Here is a 21,862-nt window from a genome sequence, read left to right on the forward strand (position 1 = left end):
ATCAGCCTTATTTCGCGCTCTGGGCGCCGTTTTTGTCCAGCTTGTAACCTTGGGCGCTGTTTTCCGGCACCGGCTTGACCGCGCCATTGGGGCGCAGCAGGCCAAGGCCTTGCGTGATGACCTTGTCGCCCGGCTTGATGCCGTCGGTGACCACCCATGTGTCGCCCACGGTGCGCACGGCGGTGACCTGACGCATCTCCGCCTTGTTGCCCTGACCCACGACATAGACCGTGGCGGTGCCCCGCGCATCGCGGCTGACCGCGCCCTGCGGCACGAGGATCACCCGCGTCTGCACCGCCTGGCTCAGGCGTGCCCGCACGAAGAGGCCCGGCAGCAACAGCCCCTTGGGATTGGGGAAGCGCGCGCGCAGCGTCACCGTGCCGGTGGCCGAATCCACCGTGACTTCGGAGAATTCCAGCTTGCCCGGCAGGGCATAATCCTTGCCGTCATCCAGCCGCAGTTTGACGTCTGGCTCGCGGGCCTGCGCGCCGCCATCGGCCAGCGCCTGACGCAGCTTCATCATATCCGCCGCATTCTGCTGGATGTCGACATAGATCGGATCGAGCACGGCGATGGTGGCCAGCGCATCGGCCTGATTGGCCGTCACCAGCGCGCCATCGGTGAAGGCCGAGCGGCTGATGCGGCCCGTCAGGGGCGCGGGGACGGTGGTGTAATGCAGGTTGATGCGCGCGGTTTCCAGTGCGGCGCGGGTCTGCATCACGCTGGCCGCCGCCGTGCGCGCGGTGGCGGCGGCATCGGTGTAATCCTGCTGCGAGACGGCCTGACTGGCGGCCAGCGGCTTGTAGCGGTCGGCCTTGATCTTCGCCGCTTCGGCGCTGGCCTGCGCGCTGGTGAGATTGGCCTGCGCCTGATTGGCCGCCGCGCGGTACAGGCTGGGATCGATGCGATAGAGCGGTTGCCCGGCCTTCACCATCGCGCCTTCCTCGAACAGGCGCTTCTCGATCAGGCCGGAAACCTGCGGGCGCACCTGCGAGACGCGATAGGGCGCGGTGCGGCCGGGCAGCTCCACCTCCAGCGGCACGGTGCTTTCCGTGGCGACCCAATAGCCGACCTCGGCGGGGCCCCTCTCCTTGTTCTTGCCCTTGCCAGAACAGGCGGCAAGGCCAAGGCTGCCCGCCAGCAGCAGCGTGATGGCGACACGCACGCGGGGGGCAGGCAAAAGGGGCTGGCGCTGGGCCAGCGCGGGGGAGGAAACTGTACGGCTCATGAACGGCTCTTCGGGCGAAGGCGGGGGGCAAGTCAAGGTGGTGAGCCGCGCACTTGGCGGGATCGTGACAATTTGTTACCGGGCGACCCAGCCCGTCCCCGGCAATCTTAAAAACGCCATATAAATCACCCGATCTCCCGGCCGTTTATAGGGCGAAAAATGAGCGCTTTGAGCCCGATTGCCGCTTACGGCCTGGGCAGATCGACTGCATCGGGCAGCACCACCGATTCTACGGCGGCGGCATCGGTCAGATAGCGTTGCGCCGCCGCCTGCACCTGCGCCGGGGTGACGGCCATCAGCCTTTCCTTGGCGTGCAGATTGCGCTCGATATGGTCGGGTTCGCTCTGGGCGCGCATGGTCATGCCCATCCAGCCGGCGTTGCTTTTCAGCGCATTGTCGAAACTTTCGGCCAGCGGAGCGCGGGCGCGCTGGAACACATCCTGACTGACGCCATGATCGCGCAATGCTTCGAGCGTCTCGCGGATGGCGGCGCGGGTGGCGCCCAGATCCTTCACATCCACCGAGGCATTGATGGTGAACAGGCCGAAGCCCTTGTAGATGCGTGAGTTCTCGCTGCTGGAGCCGGGCGAATAGGCCTTGCCCAGCTTCTGGCGCAGGGTCTCTGTCAGCTGGATGCGGACCACCCGCTCCAGCATGTTGAGCACCTGCTTTTCCTGCGGGTCGCTGTCATCGCGGGTCAGCCAGACGAGATAGACCAGCGACTGGTCCTTGGCCCCGGCATGGCGCACGATCCGCAAGGTGTGGTTGGCGGTGAAGGGCCTTGTGCGGCGCTCGGCATAGGGCTGGAAACCGGCCTCTCGCACCGGCAAAGCGCCCAAAGTGTGCGCGACCGAGGCGATGGCCTTGTCCTCATTCACATCGCCGACAATGCCGATCTCGATGGCGCCATGGGCGAGGCGGTCCGAGATGGTGGCTTTCAGCCGGGCGAAATTCTGGGCGCGATAGGCCTCGATCGGCTGGCGGGTGAAGCGCGGATCGCCATCGGAGAGAATACCGCCCAATTGCGAGACCAGCGCGGCGCCGGGCGTGGAGCGGCTCTGCGCGAACATGGTGTCGATCGACTGGCGGAAGGGCTCCTCGCCCTCGGGCCGATAGCCCGGATCGGTGAGCAGGGCGGCCATCAGCTCCATCTGCAGATCGAGGTCGGCGGGCAGCACGCCCGCCGAGCTGATGAAGGTATCGCCGCCATTGGTCAGGCCAAGGCTATAGGAGTGCCCGGCCAGCATGCTGCGCAGATCCTCGCGGCTGTGCTTGCCAAGGCCGCCATTGCCCAGCACCTGGGTCATGATGACGGCCAGCGGATCGGCCTTGCTGTTGAGCATCGTGCCGCCATCGAGCGACATCGCCACCATCACCTGATCCTTGGCCAGATCGGTGTGCTTGATGTTCAGCCGCACGCCATTGGCGAAGCGGATTTCGCGAATGCCGCGGTCCGGCTCGCGATGGTCTTCCGCCACTGTGCCGGCCGGGCCGAAATCGGTGTAGGCGAAGGGCACTTCGGCCTGCTGAGCCTCTTCGGGCAGGGCGGCCTTGACCCCTTCATCCCATGCCGCGCGCAGGGCTGCCTCGCCGCCCTCGGGGGCCTTGGGGCCCTCGAAGCGGATCAGCGGTTCGGTCAGGGGCACGGTTTCGGTTTTCAGCGCCGCCAGAACGCTTTGGGGCGTGATATGCGGGATCAGCTTCTGGATGCGCGCCAGCGTGGCGGCGGGCGTGGAGGGCACCGCCTCCTCGCGCAGCAGGCCGAAGGCATTGTTCAGCAGCACGCCGTTGCTGCGCGTGTCCTGCGCGGCGGCGGCATGTTCGGCATTGGTCTTGAGGTTGGCGATATGCTCGGCCACCTCGGCTTGCGTAAAGCCCCTGTCGAGCGCGCGGCGCAAGGTGGCGGTGGCCGCGATCAACCCCTTATGCCATCCGCCGACATCGGTTTCGACCGAAAGATAGGTGTTGCGCCCGGCTTTCAGCATATCCGACGTGCCGAAGCTGGCGCCACGGAAGGGCGGATGGGCCTGCGTGGCCTGCCGCTGCAGACGCCGCTGGATGATGCCATACCCGATGGAGCGCAGCGTATCGAGATCGCGCTGGGCCTGCGTGTCGGGCTCTTTCAGCCATGGGCCTTCGGCGGTGATGTCGATCCGCTCCGGGCTGGCGGGATCGAGATAGATCGAGGCATGGCCCTTATTGGCCAGATCGATCGGCCCGGCCTTGGCCGCAGCGGGCGAGGGCTTGGCCTTCCACGTTGCGAAATGGGCCTTGATGGCGGCTTCCACGGCAGCGGGATCGATGTCGCCGATCACGATGATGGTGGTCTTGGCGGGCACGTAATTGCGGGCCCAGAAGGCGCGCAGCGTATCGGGCGTGGCGGCGTCCAGCGTTGGCGTCACGCCGATGGGCATGCGCGCCACATAGCGCGCGCCCGGGGCGATAAAGTTCAGCCGGTTTTCCAGCGCGCGGTAGGACCAGCTGTTGCGGTCACGCTTTTCGGCCAGCACCACGCCGCGCTCGCGGGTGGTTTGCGCGGCGGGGAACGTCAGTTCGCTGGCGGTTTCGCGCATCAGCATCAGCGCCGTATCGATCAGCTGGGGATCGTTGCGCGGCAGATCGAGCTGATAGGTGGTGTGATCGAAGGAGGTCTGGGCGTTGGTGTCCGCGCCGAAGGCCAGACCCAGCCGCTCCAGCAGGCGGATCATCTCGCCCGAGGGCACATGGGTCGAGCCCTGAAAGGCCATATGCTCGACATAATGGGCATAGCCACGCTCGGCATCGCTTTCGTCGAGCGATCCGGCGGCGACCTCCATGCGCACCATCACCTCGCCTTTGGGGGTGGTGTTGGGGCGGATGATGTAGCGCATGCCGCTGGGCAGGCGCCCGAAGCGCCACGCCGGATCGAGCGGCACGTCGCTTTTTTCAAAGGCCCAGACGGGCTTCGAGGCTGAGGCCTCTTTGGCTTTCGCGCCTGTCGCGTGCCTTGCCGGCGCGGGCTTGGCCGCTGCCAGAGGGGCAAGCACCATGCTGCCGGCGCAAGCGGCCAGCAGCAGGCTTTTCATCGAACGGCGCGAAAGCGTCAGAGGCAAGATCAGCTTACTTGCCGCGCAGCTTGCGGTGAACCGAGAGGTCGAAGACTTCGGACGGGCCGTTGTTCTCGTTCTCAAGCAGGCCGAGGCGGCGGGCCACTTCCTGATAGGCCTCTTCCTCGCCGCCCAGATCGCGGCGGAAGCGGTCCTTGTCGAGCTTCTCGCCGGTGGTCATGTCCCACAGGCGGCAGCCGTCGGGGCTGATCTCGTCGGCCAGGATCACGCGGCTGTAATCGCCATCCCAGATGCGGCCGAACTCCAGCTTGAAGTCGATCAGGCGGATGTTGATCGCGGCGAACATGCCCGACATGAAATCGTTCACGCGGATGGCCATCGACGAGATGTCATGCATCTCCTCGTTGCTGGCCCAGCCGAAGGCGGCGATATGCTCTTCGGCGATCATCGGATCGTTGAGGGCATCGTCCTTGTAATAATATTCGATCAGCGTGTGAGGCAGGGGCTCACCCTCGGGGATGCCCAGGCGCTTGCTGATCGAGCCGGCCGCCACATTGCGGACCACCACCTCGATGGGGATGATCTCGACCTGGCGCACCAGCTGCTCGCGCATGTTGAGGCGCTTGATGAAATGGGTGGGGATGCCGATGTGGTTGAGGCGCGTGAACACATACTCGCTGATGCGGTTGTTGATCACGCCCTTGCCATTGATGGTGCCCTTCTTCTGTGCGTTGAAGGCGGTGGCGTCATCCTTGAAATACTGGATGATCGTGCCCGGCTCGGGGCCCTCATAAAGGATCTTGGCCTTGCCTTCGTAGATCTGGCGGCGACGGGACATGGGCAAATCCTTTATCAATTCAACGGCATCGAACGGGTCGGACGGAGCATCCGGCCCCAAAAGGCGAGCCCCGGCGCGCGAGGCTGCTGCGCAGTTGCGACAGCACCGCGCAGCCGGGGCGTAGGGGCCATATAGGCCAAGGTGTGTGCGTGTTCAACCACACACAGAGGTTCCTGTGTCAAGGGGGCGAATGGCGCTCAATTTTCCTTGAGAACGCCGGTGGCGAAGAAGCTTTCCAGCGCTTTGGCATGGGGCTGCCAGTCGATGCCCCGCTCGGCCAGCCAGTCGTCGCAGAAGCAGGTGTCGGTGTAGCGTTCGCCGCCGTCGCACAGGATGGTGACCACCGAGCCGCTTTCCCCCCGCGCCGCCATGTCCGAGATCAACCGCGCGCAGGCCCAGATGTTGGTGCCCGTCGAGCCGCCGACAGGCCGCCCGAGCCGTTCCGAAATCACCCGCATCGCCGCGATGGAGCGCGCATCGGAAATGGCGTCCATCCGGTCGATCACGTCGGGGATGAAAGAGGGTTCGTGGCGCGGGCGCCCGATCCCTTCGATGATGCTGGATTTGCAGGCGCCCAGCGAGGTGATCGAACGATCCGCATAGTGGCGGTGGAAGATCGAGGTTTCGGGATCGGCGACGCACAGCTGCGTATCGACCCGGCGATAGCGCAGATAGCGCCCGATGGTGGCCGATGTGCCGCCCGTGCCCGCGCCGCACACAACCCATGCGGGGATGGGATGCTCTTCGCGCGCCATCTGCTGGAAGATCGATTCGGCGATGTTGTTGTTGCCGCGCCAGTCGGTCGCCCGCTCGGCATAGGTGAACTGGTCCATGTAATGGCCGCCGGTTTCCTCGGCGAGGCGCGCGCTGGCCTCGTAGACCGCGCCGGGGCTGTCCACATAATGGATCGCGCCTCCATGGAAGCGGATCAGCGCGATCTTGGCGGCGGCCACCGTGCGCGGCACCACGGCGATAAAGCGCAGCCCCAGCAGCCGGGCGAAATAGGCTTCAGACACGGCGGTCGAGCCCGAGGATGCCTCGATCACGGTGGTGTCGGGCCCGATCCAGTCGTTGCACAGGGCATAGAGGAACAGCGAGCGGGCGAGGCGGTGCTTCAGGCTGCCTGTCGGGTGGCTGCTCTCGTCCTTGAAGTACAGGGTGATTCCGCCGCCCGGCAAGTGGCTGGTCCCCTCGATCGCATGATTGATCAGATGCGTGTCGCTGGTGCGGGTGATGTCGGCTTCGATGCGGCGGATGGCCTGGGCGTTCCAGGCGCGCCTCTCGCTCAGGGCTGCTTGCGTCATGCCGTTCACTTCCCTGTGGGCCGGGTAAAGTCAAGGAGCAGATCACCGATTGCATGATCGGGCGCCGCAAGATCCGGCGCAGCCGGATGCTCTCAAGTCGTGTAGAGGTTGCAGGTCGATGGCGTCACGCTGGGCGAAGGGTTGTAGATCATCGAGTAATCGCGCGTGTCGCGCACGATGTAGGACGCGATGTAGTGAATGCGCATCGGCGGCGCGTAGAGCGTGCCGAACAGCGGCTGATAATCGTAATTGATCTCCACGAACATCACGCCATAGCCCAGCGGCGCGGTCACCGGCGGTGTGGCGTCGCCCATCCCGGTCGAGACCGTGCCCGCATTGGCCAGCGAGACCGAGGTGCCCGCCGTGACCGAGGTGGTGCCATAGGAGCTGTCGTAATTGGCGCCGCTGCGCTTGCCCAGGCAGCGCTGCCAGTGGATGCGCTGCACCGGCACCACATCATAGGACTGGAGCGTATACTCCAGGCTGGAAAGGGTGATGCGGCCATAGGTGGTCAGTTTGAGCCCGTTGCTCTGCAGCCGCACGCCCGCGAAAATATCGTTGATGTCGGTCTCGCGGATCTGGGTGGTGGCCAGCGTGCTGGAGAGGCCCACGCGGCTGGCATTGTCGGCCAGCGTCATGGCGGTCTGGCTGACACGCAGCTGGGCAAGGCCGTAATTGGCATATTCGATGCCCCCGCCGCCCAGATACATCAACAGCGGCAGCATCAGGGCGAATTCGATCACCGAGGCCGCCGCCTCGTCACGCAGCAGCCTTTTGAACAGAGCGCCCCTCATGTGCAGATCGTGGTGGGCGTGGGCACGGTCTGGGCGGCGTAGGGCTGGTTTTTCAGAATGGTGGTGGCCGTGATCGTCACCATCTTTGTCCATTTCATCCAGCCTGCGGTGGGAAACAGGCGTGGATAGGTCATGGTGGCGGTGTAGACCACCGTGTCGCCCGCGCCGCCATTGCCGCTGATCCCGGGGTTGGCGTCCCATGTGCTGTTGCCGTTGACATCGGTGAAGCATTCGCCTGGATCGCGCACGCCATTGCCGTTGCTGTCGGTGAAGGGCTCGGGCGAGATGTAGCCATATTGCGCATAGCTCATGCGCGAGGGATAGCCGGTGACCCAGGCCGCATTGCGGTTGCCGCCCTGCACGATGGTCAGCACCTGCGCGTCAAGCGTTGCGGAGGTGGAGTTCTGGATCGTGGCATCGCGCGCGGCCTTTTGCACCGCGCCGCTCAGCAGGGCCTGCATATAGAGCTGATAGGCAAAATCGCAGAGCCCCATGATCAGCAGCAGGGCGATGGGCGCGGTCATGGCGAATTCGATGGCCGCCGCGCCGCCGCTGGCGCGCCAGAAACGGCGCAGGATCACCCGGCCTTTCACTGCGAAATCCTCAGCGCGGCCACCTGCTTGGCGATGGTGGCGAAGGCATCGTTCAGCCCGGTGCCGCTGGTGGTGGCCAGCGCCTGACCGGTCGAGCTGGCGCAGCTGACCAGCGGGGTGGGCGGCGTGGTGGCGATCGAGACCGTCCAGATGTTGATGTTGCGCGCCTTGGCGGCGGAACACTCGGCCAGGAAGCGGGCGATGTGGTAATTGGTCAGATTGTTGAAATCGCCGCCCGAGACGCGCCGGTCGTAATATTCATTGCCATACATGCCATAGATCTGCGTGTTGGGGGCCATCTGCCCGTCGGTCAGGAACACGACCACCCGGTTGGGCTGGGTGCGGCCCGTCCAGGCGGCGGTGTCGTTGGCGAAGATGCCGGTGGGCGAAATCAGCCGCGTGCCCCAGATCATGCCGGTATCGTGATAGGTGCCGCCGATGGGGCGGAAGTCCGCCGCATTGACATAGGCCGTCACCTGATCGGTCGTCATCGTCTGGAGGCGCGCCACCGGCTTGCCGCAGGTGACATAGCCCTGCTGCATGTAGCTGGCCGTGCCGATGTTGGGGTTGGGGCCGCTGCCCAGCAGATCCAGCAGCGAGGTGGTGTTGGCGGTGCTGGTGAAATTGTTGCGGGCGTAGAAGACCTCGGGCCACATCGGCTTCCACTGCGTTTTGATGTCGCTGGTGGGCACCAGATCGGGGTCGAGGTCATAGGGCAGGCTGTTGATGTTGAAGCTGGAGACGCCCGGCGTGGTGTAGCGCTCTTCGAGGCATCCAGCCCAGGCGCTGGTCACGCCGATCTTGGTGGGGTCCAGCGTGGGCAGGCCGGTGCTGTAGACGCTTAGATTTTCCGAGACCGGCTGATAGCTGTAGAGAATGGGAATGCCCAGCAGGTTGAGCGTGATGGTGCGGGCATTGTAGGTCCAGCTGGTGTTGCTGCTGCCCACGCCGCCCACCAGATATTTGGGCGAGATATCCATCACCGCGCGCCCGGCATTGACCGTGGAGCTGTAGGTGACGAAACCATAGCGGATATGGCTGCCGGTGTTTGTCGCGGCATTGTTGAGTGTGGTGGCGAAGTTGATCACCGCCGTGCGCAACGCGGAAATGCGCGATCCGCTTTTCTCCGGCACGTAATAGGCGGTGGAGAGCGGATAGCCCGCGACGCTGGTGTTGCCGCTGGCGGTGCCATCGAGCGGGCGGCTGTAGGTGGTGGTGCCTGCGGCGCCGACGTAATTGTTGCAGGTGGTGTCGCTGTCGCCGGGCAGACAGGCCATCGACCCGGTGGTGTCCAGCACGAACATCACATCGGTGTCGGGCACGTCGAGCCGGGCGGTGCAATTGGCCGTCAGCGTGATGGCGCCGAAGCCCAGCATCTTCATGAAGACCGTGGGCACCGTGGCGGTGGCCGTGGCCGTCAACTGCACATCCGCCGTCTTGGAGGGGGTGATGCCGGAACCGGTGACGCCGAACCAGCCATCTTGCAGATTGTTCTTGAAAAAGGCGCTGGCCTGACCGGAGGCGACGCTGTCGAGCGCGGTTTTGGGCGACATGTCGGTCATGGCGCGGCGCCCGGCCAGCGCGCCCGCGTCGCAGGCCTGCTGCAGGCGGGAGTTGACCACATAGAAGCGCGCCGCATCGATGGCACAGCCGCAGAAGGCCGCCAGCACGAAGATCATGCCGGCCATCATCAGCATCACATTCCCTGCCTTGTCCTTCCGCAGCCGTATCAGCAGGGGGAGGGCCTTGCGGGAAGGAGGGCGGGAGGGGGTGGCCGCCACGATAAAGATCGCCTCGCTCTGTTTGCCATCCTCCATGGGTGGCGCGAGCATGGCATGGCATGGCCCCTGTTGAGAGCATGCCAGTGGCACCTTCCGCATATGTGCTTAACGTTTGCAGCGCGCCGCTAACCTTGATGAGCGGTCCCATCCGGAAGTTGACGGAGATGAGCGGTAGCATGGCACCGTTTTGCCCGCGTCAGGGGGGAGGGAGCGGGTGGGCAGGGTAAGGTATCATGGTGAATGGAGGCTTGTTTCAGGCCTTTTGTCCATCCTCTCCGCTTTGGAGGGAGCCACTAAGGAACATTCCGGATTTCCGCTGTTTTATGCTGCGTTAGCTCATTTAGGCAGGATCGATCATGGCGGCACGCACTCTGCTTCAGTTCTTCCATTGGTACTATCCCGAGGGCGGCAAGCTCTGGGCCGAGGTGGCGCAAAAGGCGCAGGGGCTGGCCGAGATGGGTGTCACCGATGTCTGGCTGCCCCCGGCCTATAAGGGGGCCTCGGGCGGGGCCTCGGTGGGGTACGACACCTATGACCTCTTCGATCTGGGCGAGTTTGACCAGAAGGGCGCCGTGGCCACCAAATATGGCGGCCGCGCCGGGCTGGAAGCGGCGACCAGGGCGTTGAGCGAAGCCGGTCTGCGGGTGATCCATGACGTGGTCTTCAACCACAAGATGGGCGCGGATGAGAAGGAGCGCGTGCACGTCCACCGCGTCAATCCCGAGGACCGCACCCAGATCGAGGACGAGGCCTTCGAGGCCGATGCCTACACCAAATTCACCTTCCCGGGCCGCGCGGGGCAGCATTCGCAATTCGTCTGGGATGTGAAATGCTTTGCCGGGGTGGACTGCGTCGAGAACCCCGATGAGCAGGGCGTGTTCCGGCTGGTCAATGAATATGGCGATGGCGAATGGAACGAGGAGGTCGACGACGAGCTCGGCAATTTCGACTATCTGATGGGCGCCGATGTCGAGTTCCGCAACCGCGCGGTTTACGAGGAATTGAAGTACTGGGGCCGCTGGCTGGCCGATCAGCTGCCGGTGCAGGGTTTCCGCCTCGATGCCGCCAAGCATATCCCGGCATGGTTCTTCCGCGACTGGGTCGGCCATATGCGCGACACGGTGGACAGCGAGCTTTTCGTCGTCGCTGAGTACTGGAAGCCCGATATGGAGGCGCTGCGCCAGTATCTCGATCTGGTCGACAAGCAGCTGATGCTGTTTGACGTGGCGCTGCTTCACCATTTCCATGAAGCCTCGCGCGCCGGCGCCGATTACGATCTGCGCACCATCTTCGATGGCACGCTGGTCGCCGAAGAGCCCGATCATGCCGTCACCGTGGTGGGCAATCACGACACGCAGCCGCTGCAGGCGCTGGAGGCTCCGGTGGAAAGCTGGTTCCAGCCTTTGGCCTATGCGCTGGTGCTGCTGCGCGCGGGCGGCGTGCCCTGCGTCTTCTACCCCGACCTTTATGGCGCGCAATACAGCGACGCGGGCGGCGATGGCGGCGAATATCAGATCACCATCGAACCCGTGCCCTGCCTGCCGAGGCTGATCGAGGCCCGCCAGCGCTTCGCCCATGGCGAGCAGACCGACATCTTCGATGAGGCCAGCAGCATCGCCTTTGTCCGCCATGGCACGGCGGATGAGCCGGGCTGCGTGGTGCTGATCTCCAATGGCGATGAGGCGGGCAAGGTCGTGGAACTCGGCCCGGATCATGCGGGCGCGGGCTTCCGCGATTTTCTCGGCCATTGTCAGGAGGAAATCCACGCCGATGAGGAAGGCCGCGTCAACCTGCGGGTGAATGGCGGCAGCGTCAGCGTATGGGTGCGTAGCGACGCGCTTTGATGGCATTGCAGAGCCGGGTGCGCGGGGCGTGTCCGGCTCGGTGCAATAATTATGTCTTTTTTATTTCTGCCGTCGCTCTTTTTCCGCCCCTCGCGCATTTCCTTGTGACATTTGCACAAGGGAGTGGCCATGGAGCACAACGGCGGTGGTTTCGACAACAGCGAAAGGACACTCAGGCTGACCCGCAGCCGCGCGCTCAAGATGGCGCGATCCACCCACGCTTATGTGCGGGGCAACACCGCGAAATTCTATGAATGGCTGGCGCAATCGCGCTCGGCACAGCATTTGCCGGATGGCCCGGCAAGCTGGATCTGCGGCGATTGCCATCTCGGCAACCTTGGCCCGATCGCCGCCGCCGATGGCCAGATCGACATCCAGATCCGCGATCTCGATCAGAGCGTGATCGGCAATCCCGCGCATGATCTCATCCGGCTGGGCCTGTCTCTGGCCTCGGCGGCGCGGGGGTCGGACTTGCCGGGGGTGACCACCGCGCGGATGATCGAAGAGATGGTCGATGGCTATGCCCGCGCCATGGCTCAGGGCGAGGAGGGCGAAACGCCCGAGCCCAATGTGGTGAAGGCCGTCAAGCGGCAGGCGCTGGGGCGGCGCTGGCGCCATCTGCTCGGCAGGGTGGATGATGGCCACCTGCAATTGCCGCGCGGCAAGAAGTTTTGGCCTCTGGAACCTGCGGAGGACAAGGCGCTCAAAGCCCTGTTCAAAGAACCCGCCGTGATTGCCATGGTGCTGGCGCTCAAGGGGCGCGATGAAGGCGACCGGGTCAGGCTGCTGGATGCGGCCTTCTGGAAGAAGGGCTGCAGTTCGCTGGGGCATCTGCGCTATGCCGCGCTGCTGGGCATCGGCGGCACGCGCAGGCAGCCCGCCGATTATGCGCTGATCGATCTGAAAGAGGCGGTGACGGCGGTGGCGCCTTCCAGCGATCCCGCCGCCATGCCGCAGGATCATGCGCAAAGGGTGGTGGCGGGCGCCATGGCTCTGGCGCCCAATCTGGGCGAGCGGATGCTGGCCACCCATGTGCTGGGCCGCTGCGTGATGATGCGCGAATTGCTGCCTCAGGATCTGAAGCTGGAGGTGGAGCAATTCTCGCGCGGAGAAGCGACCAAGGCCGCGCGTTATCTCGCCTATGTGGTGGGTCTGGCCCATGCGCGGCAGATGGACCGGGACGCGCGCCGCTGGTGGCAGGATGCCGTGAGGCGGCGGCAAAGCGCCACGCTGGATGCCCCCGGCTGGTTGTGGGAAAGCGTGGTCGACCTCACCGGCATTCATGAGGCGGCTTATCTGGAGCATTGCCGGGCCTATGCGTTATCGGCGCCGGGCGCCTAGACGCGGCGCGTTGCGGAACTCTGGTGGAGACGGCCTGTTCCCTCACGCGGAGACCTGATGGAGGCCTGCATGAGTGATGCCAGCGATGCCCATACCGACCGACCCGGCCTGAAAGGGCGAAAGGCCATCATCACCGGCGGCACCACCGGCATTGGCCGCGCCATAGCCGTGCTGCTGGCCAGTGAGGGCGTGCAGGTCTTTGTCTGCGGGCGCGATCCCGACCATCTGGCCGATGCTCTGGCCCGTATCCGCGCGGTGGGGCAGGGCGATGGCATCGCGCTCGATCTGGCCGATGAGGATGGGGTGGAGCGCTTCTTCACCGCCGCCGCACGCGCACTGGGCGCGCCCGATATCGTGATCGTCAATGCCGCCGTGCCCGCGCAGGGCTTGTCGGCCATGTCGGCGCAGGAGCTGCGTTATGCCGTCGCTGTAGATTTCACGGCCTATCTGCTGAGCGCCCATGCCGCTGTCGGGATGTTGGGCGATTCCGGCGATATCGTGCTGATCGGCTCGATGTCGGCCCATGTACTGGGGGGCGGCTCGACAGTCTATGCCGGGATCAAGGCGGGCATCGCAGGCTTTGCCGAGGCGCTGCGCCGTGAACTTGGCCCCAGGGGTATCAAGGTCTCGCTGGTGGAGCCCGGCAAGACCGGCGCGGATTTCCAGTATCCCGACATAAGCGCCGAACAACAGCGCGCGATGATCCATGACGAAACCATGCTCCGCGCCGAGGATATCGCCGTCGCCTTGCATTATCTGCTGACCCAGCCGCGCCGGGCTGTCGTTCAGCAGCTGACCATCACCCCGCGCGGGCAGGAACAGGAGTAGGCGCCATGGAGACGCATCCCTTCGATCAACTGCTGCTGGCGCCTGACGACATCGACCTGTCACGCTCGCCGCTGGCCGGGCAACTGGGGGTGGAAACCTATGTGCTGGGCGCCTTCAATCCCGGACTGACCCGGCTGCCGGGTGGCAATCTGCTGATGATGGTGCGGGTGGCCGAGGCGCTGCGCGAACCCATCCATGACGGCCATGTCCACGCCATCCGTTGGGAGGATGGGCATTATGTGCTGGACGCCTGGCCTCTGGAGCATGCCGACACCGCCGATCCGCGCAAGTTCATGCTGCTGGGCGGCGGCTGGAAGATCATGGCGCTGACCTCGCTGTCGTGGCTGCTGCCGGTGGAATTGAGCCCCGATGGCACGCGGCGTGTCGCCATCCATTATGACAAGGCCATTGCTCCGCAAAACAGCCTGCAATGCTATGGCGTGGAGGATGCGCGGATCAGCAAGGTGGGGGAACGCTGGCTGATGACCACCTGCTCGGTCAGCCCGGAGCGGCATTCGACCACGCTCTACACCTCGGACGATGGGCTGGCCTGGGTCTTTGCCGATATCGTGCTGGACCATCAGAACAAGGATATGCTGATCTTCGAAGGGCTGATCGGCGGGCAGTACTGGGCGCAGACGCGGCCCCTGGGCGATCTCTATTTCGCCTATCCGCCGGGCAGCGCATGGCGCGCGGGCCCGTCGATCAATCTGGCGACATCGCCCGATGCGCTGCACTGGAAGCCGCATGCGAAGCCCGGCATTCGCCCCCATGCGGGCACGGTGGCCACGGCGCGCATGGGCGGCGGTGCGCCGCCGATCCTGACCGATGAGGGCTGGCTGACCTTGTGGCACGGCGTCGAGCCCAAGGAGATCGTGGGCATTTACCGCACCTATTGGTCGCTGCTGGACAGGGACGATCCCACGGTGGTGCTGCGCAGCGGCGAAGGGCCTCTGCTGGAGGCCGATCCCGACCTTTTGCGCCCCATCGAGCATCAGATCTATCTTCGCGACGTGGTCTTCACCACGGGCATTGTCGCAGGGGATGACGGCTTTATCGTCGCCTCGGGCGAGGGCGATCTGGCGTGCCGGATCACCCATATCCCGCGTGCGGCTTTCGGGCTGAAGCCTTAAAGCCGGGACGCGTGGAGGCGTCCGCCGCTCAGCAATTTCGTGGCCCTGGGGGTGACGCGCATCATCAGATTGCCCAGCGCCACGCTTGCGCCCAGCACCATGAAGGGCTGGCCCAGCAGGAACAGCGGATAGGCCGGTGATCCGATGGGGCCGAATATATGGTCGCCGATCAGCGGGCCGAAGAGCCAGATCATGATCAGATGCGCGCAGAACATCAAGAACATGTAGGGCTCTATCTTCAGCAGCGGCGCGGCGACCCGGCTGGCGGCCAGTCGCCAGGCGATGGACCAGAAGAAGATCGCCGTGGCGCAGCGCATCGCCAGATCGATCCCGGCCAGCATCAGCGGATTGTTGTAGCCGCGATCGATGCCCACCACCTCGAGCCACACCTTCGTCGCGCCGATGGCGAGATAGGGCATCCCCACCAGCAGCAGCGGGCGTGAGGCCATCCACGCCGCCAGGGTGTGCCGCCGCGCCAGCAGACCGGCGATAAAGAACAGCAGGATAGAGGGACGCTGGAGCACCACCGGAGCCGGGTTCACCGGCATCAGCGACCATGCCATGGCAGCCAGCGCCACGCCGATCAGCACCTTGCTGGGCAGGCGCACCAGCAGCGGCACGGCCAGCATGCAGACGAACAGGTCGCGCAGGAAGGGGATCTGCACATTGATATCGTTGGGGGTGATGAGGCAGAACAGCTCGTCGATGGTCCACCACACCGTCGTGGGGCGCGGGGCATAGATCAGCCCGAGATAGGCCGCGCCCGAGACCAGCAGAATGGCCAGCGCGTTCCACAGCACCATCGGCAGCGCCACGGTGCGCAGCTTGCCTTGCAGAAAGATCCGCCAGCCGCGTTTGGCGAAAGACGGCCCCACCAGCCAACCCGAGATCATTGAGAGCAACGGCACCGAACTACGCGCCATCAGATCGATCAGCGCCCAGCGCATCAGCCCTTGCGAAGTGTCGTTGAACAGCTGCAGATCCTGCCCGTTTCGCCCTGTCCAGGCGTGCACATAGACGATGCCCATGATGCAGATCACCCGCGCGATGCCGATCGCCCGCGACAGGCGCGTCTTTTCGTCGAGCGGGGCCGTCCCGTCGGACGGGGCCTGCTGGTCGGATGGGGCGGAAGGGGGGACGGAAACGTTGCGCGTATCAATCTTTGTCGCTGAATTCACCGTGTTCCGCCTGTTGCCGCGCCATGACCATGCTCTGTCTTGTTCGGACAGCTCCATGCGCTTTCACTCATCCCGCCGTGTTGATAGGCAGAATTACAAAGCTGCCAAGCGAGGAAAGGTTGCGTGCCCGGCGTTCTGCGTCAAGCCGAGGCTGAGTCGGGGCAGGCGGCGTCTGGCCCCATGCCCCGAGCCATGCCCTTTCCCGGCGCGGCGCGGCAGGGGCAGGTCAGCGCATGGTCGTTCACCAGGCCTGCCGCTTGCATAAAAGCATGGACGGTCACCGCGCCGACGAATTTGAAACCCTTCGCCTTCAAGGCTTTCGACAACGCCAGCGAGGCAGGCGTGCTGGCCAGCACCGTCTGCCCGTCACCCAGCTGAGGCTTGCCGTCCACGACATTCCAGATCCATGCCGCGAAATCCTCGCCGGTTTCCTGCCCAGCCTCTTGGATCGCCAGATAGGCGCGGGCGTTGCTGATGGTGGCCTCGATCTTGGCGCGGGCGCGGATGATGCTTTCGTCCAGCATCAGGCGCTCGACATCCTCGGGGCCGAAAGCCGCCACGCGGTGCGGATCGAAGCCCGCGAAGGCTCGACGGAATCCTTCGCGCCGGTGCAGGATGGTGCGCCATGACAGGCCTGCCTGAAAGCCTTCCAGAAGCAGCATCTCCCACAGGTCGCGCGGGTCGTGCATGGGCACGCCCCATTCCTCGTCGTGATAGGCCTCCATCAGCGGATCGCCCTCGGCCCATTTGCAGCGTTGAAGGGCCTCCACCATCGGAAAAACATCCTGATTGTTCATGATATGTACTCGCGTCTAGCATCTTCCTGCCGCGAGGGAAGAGGCAAAATCGCGAGAGCATCAGTCCGCCGCTCATCTTACCGCAAAATCCGCAAGGAAGGGCCGATGGCACAGGACTTTAGCCTTACGACCCGGACCCAAGCGGCGATCCCTTCGTTTCGGAAGCAAGCTTAGGAAGGATGCACTTCGCATGACCGATACGCTCGCCCCCAACAGCTTTGCATCTGCCACGCTGACCCCCCAGCCGCCCCATGCAAGGGAAGACGGTTCGCTCCAGCGCCCCACCGTCAAACTGGCCATCGATACGATCCGCACGCTGGCGATGGATGCGGTGCAAAAGGCCAATTCAGGCCACCCCGGAACGCCCATGGCGCTGGCGCCCGTCGCCCATACGCTGTGGAGCCGGTATCTGCGCTATGATCCCGCCACGCCGGACTGGCCGAACCGGGACCGCTTTGTGCTCTCCTGCGGCCATGCCTCGATGCTGCTCTATGCGCTGCTGCATCTGGCGGGCGTGGAGGAGATCGACGCCGACGGAAAGAAGACCGGCGCGCCCGCTGTCAGCCTTGATGACATCAAGCAGTTCCGGCAGCTCGATTCCAAGACGCCCGGCCATCCCGAATATCGCATGACCACCGGAGTGGAGACCACCACCGGGCCGTTGGGGCAGGGCTGCGGCAATTCGGTGGGCATGGCGATTGCCGCGCGCTGGCTGGGCGCCACGTTCAACCGCGATGGCTTCGATCTCTTCGATCACGATGTCTATGTGCTGTGCTCGGACGGTGATTTGATGGAGGGCGTGGCCAGCGAGGCAGCCTCCATCGCCGGGCATCTGAAGCTGCCCAACCTCTGCTGGATCTATGACAGCAACCATATCACCATCGAGGGCGAGACCGATCTGGCCTTCGACGAGGATGTGGCCAAGCGCTTCGAGGCCTATGGCTGGCAGACGGTGGCGGTCGAGGATGCCGAGGATGTCGAGGCCTTCGCCAAGGCGCTGGATGTCTTCAAGGCGACGCAGGACAAGCCCACGCTGATCGTGGTGAAATCGGTGATCGGCATCGGCTTCCCCACCCGCGCGGGCACCCATAAGGCGCATAGCGATGCCCCCGGCGAGGAAGAAATCCGCGGCGCCAAGAAAAGCTACGGCTGGCCCGAGGATGCGCAGTTCCTCGTGCCGGAAGAGGCAAAGGCCGAATTTTCCCAAGCCGTTGCCGGGCGCGGCCAGCCTTTGCGCGAAGCGTGGGAAGCCACCTTTGAACGCTACCGTGAAGCCCATCCCGATCTGGCCTCAGCGGTCGAGGCTCTGCGCCAGGGCAAGCTCCCCGATGGCTGGCAGGAAGCCCTGCCGACCTTTGAGCCCGACGCCAAGGGCATCGCCAGCCGCGAGGCCAGCGGCAAGGTCATCAATGCCATCGCCGACAAGGCCCCATGGCTGGTGGGCGGCGCGGCGGACCTCTCGCCCTCGACCAAGACCGATGTGAAGGGCGCTCCCTCGCTCGAGGCGCAGACCCCCGGCGGCCGCAACATGCATTTCGGCATTCGTGAGCATGCCATGGGCAGCATCGCCAATGGCATGGCACTCAGCTATCTGCGGCCCTACACCGGCACCTTCATGGTCTTTTCCGACTATATGCGCCCGCCGATCCGTCTGGCGGCGATCATGGAACTGCCGGTGATCTTCGTCTTCACGCACGACTCCATCGGCGTGGGCGAGGATGGCCCCACTCACCAGCCCATCGAGCATCTGGCCGCCCTGCGCGCCATTCCGGGGCTCGATACGATCCGCCCCGGTGACGCCAATGAGGCGGCGGTGGCCTGGAAGGTGGCGCTGACCCACACCCATGAGCCGACAGCGCTCATCTTCTCGCGACAGGCGATCCCCACGCTGGATCGCGGCACATACGGTTCCGCCGATGGCCTCGAAAAGGGCGGCTATGTTCTGGCCGACAGCGATGGCGAGCCCGAGATCATCCTGATCGGCACCGGTTCGGAACTGCCTCTGGTGGTGGCCGCGCATGAGAAGCTGAAGGGCGAGGGTGTGCAATCGCGCGTCGTCTCGCTGCCCAGCTGGTATCTCTTTGAAAAGCAGGATCGGGCCTATCGCGACAGCGTGTTCCCGCCCCATATTCGCGCCCGCCTCGCCGTGGAACAGGGCGGCGCGCTCGGCTGGGACCGTTATGTCGGGCAGGATGGCGCCACCATCACCATGTCGACCTTCGGCGCCTCGGCCCCTCTGGCCAAGCTTCAGGAGAAGTTCGGCTTCACCCTCGACAATGTTTGCAAAGTCGCTCGCGACGTGATGGAGAATGCCCGATGAACAGCCAGAGCGGCGTGGTGGTGCGCACCAAGACCAGCCTGCTGAAGCAGCTGCATGAGGCCGGGCAGGCCGTGTGGCTGGATTTCGTGGATCGCGGCTTTCTGGCGCAGGGCGGCCTCAAAAAGCTGATCGCGGAGGATGATGCCACGGGGGTTACCTCCAACCCCTCGATTTTCGAAAAGGCGATGGGCCATGGCGATGCCTATGACGAAGGCTTCAAACAGGCGCTGACCCAAGGCGATGTTTCTGTTCAGAAGCTTTATGAAAAGCAGGCCATCGCCGACATCAAGACGGCGGCCGCCGATCTGCGCCCGGTCTATGACCACCTGCAAGGGCAGGACGGCTATGTCAGCCTTGAGGTCTCGCCCTATCTCGCCAATGACACTGCCGCCACCATCACCGAGGCGCGGGAGCTGTGGCAGCAGGTCGATGCACCCAATCTGATGGTCAAGGTACCGGGAACGCAGGCGGGCGTGCCCGCGATCCGCCAGCTGATCGCCGATGGGCTGAACATCAACGTCACGCTGCTGTTCTCCATCGAGGCCTATCAAGCCGTAGCCCATGCCTATCTGGACGGGCTGGAGGCGCGCGTCGCCAAGGGCGAGCCCATCGACCATATCGCCAGCGTGGCCAGCTTCTTCGTCAGCCGCATCGACACGCAGATCGACAAGAAAATCGATGCCCGCGTGAAGGATGGCGACAAGGAGAGCGAGGCCCTGAAAGCCCTGCGCGGCAAGGTGGCCATCGCCAATGCGAAGCTGGCCTATGCCTGGTATCAGGCGCTGATCGCCAGCGATCGCTGGCAGGCGCTGGCCGCCAGGGGCGCGCGGCCCCAGCGCCTGCTCTGGGCCTCGACCGGCGTGAAAGACCCCGCCTATCCCGATACGCTCTATGTCGATACGCTGATCGGGCCGGACACCGTCAACACCATGCCGCCCAAGACGATGGACGCCTTCCGCGACCATGGCGCCGTGGCCCAGACCCTGACGCAGGATGTGGACGCCGCCCGCCATGTGCTGGAAGAGGCCGACCGTCTGGGGCTGGATCTGCCCGCCGTCACCTCGGCTCTGGTCGAGGATGGTGTGAAGCAATTCGCCGATGCCGCCGATGCCCTGCTCGGCGCGGTGGCGGCCAAGCGTGCGCAATTCGCGGGCGATGCCATCAACACCTTCGAGGCCACGCTGCCGCATGATCTGCAGGGCGCGGTCGAGGCGCGACTGAAGTCAGCCGCTAGCGAAGGCTGGTCCCGCCGCCTGTGGCAGGGCGATGCCTCGCTGTGGACCGGCAAGGATGAGGGCAAATGGCTCGGCTGGCTGGCGGCGGCGGAAGGCAAGCAGGTCGATGCCGAGGCGCTGGAAGCGCTGCGTCAGGATGCCCACCAATATGCCGATGCCGTGTTGCTCGGCATGGGCGGATCGAGCCTTGGGCCAGAGGTGCTTTCGCTCATCCTCGGCCATGGCGAGGGCAGCCCGCGCCTGCATGTGCTGGACACCACCGATCCGGGGCAGATTGCGGGCGTGGCCAAGCTGATCGATCCGGCGCGCACGCTGTTTATCATCTCCAGCAAATCGGGCTCGACGATGGAGCCGGAACTGCTGCGCACCTATTTCCACGCGCTGAGCGGCGGGCAGAGCGATCATTTCGTCGCCGTCACCGATCCCGGCTCGAAGCTGGAGGCCAGGGCCAAAGCGGATGGTTTCGCCCATATCTTCCTTGGCGATCCGGCGATTGGCGGGCGTTATTCGGTGCTGTCGGTCTTCGGCATGGTGCCTGCCGCGGCCAGCGGCCTGGTGGCCCCGGTGCTCTATCATGCCACCGCGCCGATGGTGCTCTCCTGCGGACCCGATGTGCCGCCTGCCGCCAATCCCGGCGTGAAGCTGGGCGCGATCATCGGCGAGGCGGCGGTGAGCGGGCGTGACAAGCTGACGATCCTTGCCTCTCCCAAGCTGCAACCCTTCGGATCCTGGCTGGAGCAATTGCTGGCCGAAAGCACCGGCAAGCAGGGCAAGGGCATCGTCCCTGTGGATCTGGAGCCCCTGGGCGGGCCGGAAGCCTATGGCGCGGATCGCCTCTTCGCCTATTTCGCTCTGGCAGGCGAGCGCGATGCCGAGCAGGAGGCCCGCTTGGAAGCACTGGCCGCCTCCGGCCATCCGGTGCTGAGGATCACCTTGGCCGAGGCCGAGAACATCGGTCAGGAGTTCTTCCGCTGGGAGGTCGCCACGGCGATTGCCGGCGCGGTGATCGGCATCGATCCCTTCGACCAGCCCGATGTGGAGGATGCCAAGGTGGCCACCCGCAAGCTGGTCGATGCCTATGAAAAGGATGGCGACGAGGCACGGGAACAGCCGGTGGCGGAAACCGATGATTTCGCGGTCTTCGGTTTCGGCGATGGCATCAAGGGCGATGCCGCCGCCTTGCTCAAGGCCCATCTCGCCAGCCTCAAGCCGGGCGATTACGCCGGTTTCCTCGCCTATATCGAGCGCAATGAGACCGACGGCCTGCTGATCGAATCCATCCGCACAGCCCTGCGCGACGCGAAAAAGGTGGCGACCGTCGCCGGTTTCGGCCCGCGTTTCCTGCATTCCACCGGGCAGGCTTACAAGGGCGGCCCCAACAGCGGCGTCTTCCTCGTCATCACCCGCGACCCCGATCCCGATCTGGCCATTCCGGATCATCGCGCCAGCTTCGGCTGGGTGCAGATCGCTCAGGCCAAGGGCGATGCGCAGGTGCTGGCGGAGCGTGGGCGGCGCGTGCTACGGGTGCATCTCAAGCAGGGCGGTGGCGGACTCGCCGCGCTCAAGACGGCGATCCTCGCTGCCCTGTAAGCCTTTGACGA

15 protein-coding genes are annotated in these 21,862 nt (G+C 64.9%); 6 read left to right on the forward strand and 9 right to left on the reverse strand.

From position 1 onward, the window contains the following. Positions 1 to 7: 7 nt before the first annotated feature. The 7 genes from SR3_RS04690 to SR3_RS04720 all read right to left on the reverse strand — a co-directional run bounded on the left by SR3_RS04690 (position 8) and on the right by SR3_RS04720 (position 9,636). Positions 8 to 1,228, reverse strand: a complete 1,221-nt coding sequence (locus SR3_RS04690; protein WP_084454931.1) for an efflux RND transporter periplasmic adaptor subunit — start codon at positions 1,226 to 1,228, stop codon at positions 8 to 10. A gap of 185 nt (positions 1,229 to 1,413) precedes the next feature. Beyond that, a complete protein-coding gene (locus SR3_RS04695) occupies positions 1,414 to 4,320 on the reverse strand; it encodes a M16 family metallopeptidase (protein WP_245653771.1) in 2,907 nt (968 codons plus the stop codon). 7 nt (positions 4,321 to 4,327) lie between these two features. Next, positions 4,328 to 5,113 carry a phosphoribosylaminoimidazolesuccinocarboxamide synthase gene (gene purC, locus SR3_RS04700; protein ID WP_068081470.1) on the reverse strand — a complete coding sequence of 262 codons (786 nt, stop codon included), beginning with the start codon at positions 5,111 to 5,113 and terminating at the stop codon, positions 4,328 to 4,330. Between the two features lie 197 nt (positions 5,114 to 5,310). Beyond that, positions 5,311 to 6,417 (reverse strand): PLP-dependent cysteine synthase family protein, encoded by a 1,107-nt coding sequence (locus SR3_RS04705; RefSeq protein ID WP_068081473.1) that lies wholly within the window; start codon positions 6,415 to 6,417, stop codon positions 5,311 to 5,313. Positions 6,418 to 6,509: 92 nt separating this feature from the next. Next, positions 6,510 to 7,211 carry a TadE/TadG family type IV pilus assembly protein gene (locus tag SR3_RS04710; protein WP_068081476.1) on the reverse strand — a complete coding sequence of 234 codons (702 nt, stop codon included), beginning with the start codon at positions 7,209 to 7,211 and terminating at the stop codon, positions 6,510 to 6,512. Beyond that, the gene (locus SR3_RS04715) at positions 7,208 to 7,804 is read right to left on the reverse strand and encodes a TadE/TadG family type IV pilus assembly protein (protein ID WP_068081478.1); all 597 of its coding nucleotides are present in this window, start codon (positions 7,802 to 7,804) and stop codon (positions 7,208 to 7,210) included. Before SR3_RS04715 ends, SR3_RS04710 begins: the two co-directional genes overlap by 4 nt. Next, entirely contained in the window at positions 7,801 to 9,636 is a 1,836-nt protein-coding gene (locus tag SR3_RS04720; RefSeq protein ID WP_245653772.1) for a TadE/TadG family type IV pilus assembly protein, read from the reverse strand. The genes SR3_RS04715 and SR3_RS04720 overlap by 4 nt, the downstream gene beginning before the upstream one ends. A 305-nt stretch (positions 9,637 to 9,941) precedes the next feature. On the opposite strand from SR3_RS04720, the gene amyA reads away from it, so the two are divergent. From amyA to SR3_RS04740, 4 genes are all read left to right on the forward strand, one after another. After that, a complete protein-coding gene (amyA, locus tag SR3_RS04725) occupies positions 9,942 to 11,429 on the forward strand; it encodes an alpha-amylase (RefSeq protein ID WP_068081484.1) in 1,488 nt (495 codons plus the stop codon). A gap of 129 nt (positions 11,430 to 11,558) precedes the next feature. Beyond that, positions 11,559 to 12,770 (forward strand): DUF2252 family protein, encoded by a 1,212-nt coding sequence (locus SR3_RS04730; protein WP_068081487.1) that lies wholly within the window; start codon positions 11,559 to 11,561, stop codon positions 12,768 to 12,770. Between the two features lie 69 nt (positions 12,771 to 12,839). Further along, entirely contained in the window at positions 12,840 to 13,598 is a 759-nt protein-coding gene (locus tag SR3_RS04735; protein WP_068081490.1) for an SDR family oxidoreductase, read from the forward strand. A gap of 5 nt (positions 13,599 to 13,603) precedes the next feature. Beyond that, entirely contained in the window at positions 13,604 to 14,731 is a 1,128-nt protein-coding gene (locus SR3_RS04740) for a glycoside hydrolase family 130 protein (RefSeq protein ID WP_068081493.1), read from the forward strand. Here SR3_RS04740 and SR3_RS04745 read toward each other — a convergent pair. After that, positions 14,728 to 15,909: an acyltransferase family protein gene (locus SR3_RS04745; protein ID WP_245653773.1), complete on the reverse strand. Its 1,182-nt coding sequence runs from the start codon at positions 15,907 to 15,909 to the stop codon at positions 14,728 to 14,730. The two genes, SR3_RS04740 and SR3_RS04745, sit on opposite strands and share 4 nt — an antisense overlap. A 140-nt stretch (positions 15,910 to 16,049) precedes the next feature. Then, a complete protein-coding gene (locus SR3_RS04750; RefSeq protein ID WP_068081790.1) occupies positions 16,050 to 16,682 on the reverse strand; it encodes a DNA-3-methyladenine glycosylase I in 633 nt (210 codons plus the stop codon). A gap of 214 nt (positions 16,683 to 16,896) precedes the next feature. Between SR3_RS04750 and tkt the strand changes: the two genes are divergently transcribed. Further along, positions 16,897 to 19,026, forward strand: a complete 2,130-nt coding sequence (gene tkt, locus SR3_RS04755; protein ID WP_084454935.1) for a transketolase — start codon at positions 16,897 to 16,899, stop codon at positions 19,024 to 19,026. Further along, positions 19,023 to 21,851 carry a bifunctional transaldolase/phosoglucose isomerase gene (locus SR3_RS04760; RefSeq protein ID WP_068081496.1) on the forward strand — a complete coding sequence of 943 codons (2,829 nt, stop codon included), beginning with the start codon at positions 19,023 to 19,025 and terminating at the stop codon, positions 21,849 to 21,851. The genes tkt and SR3_RS04760 overlap by 4 nt, the downstream gene beginning before the upstream one ends. Positions 21,852 to 21,862: the final 11 nt, after the last annotated feature.

The organism is Novosphingobium rosa NBRC 15208, assembly GCF_001598555.1.
In the GTDB taxonomy this organism is placed as follows: domain Bacteria; phylum Pseudomonadota; class Alphaproteobacteria; order Sphingomonadales; family Sphingomonadaceae; genus Novosphingobium; species Novosphingobium rosa.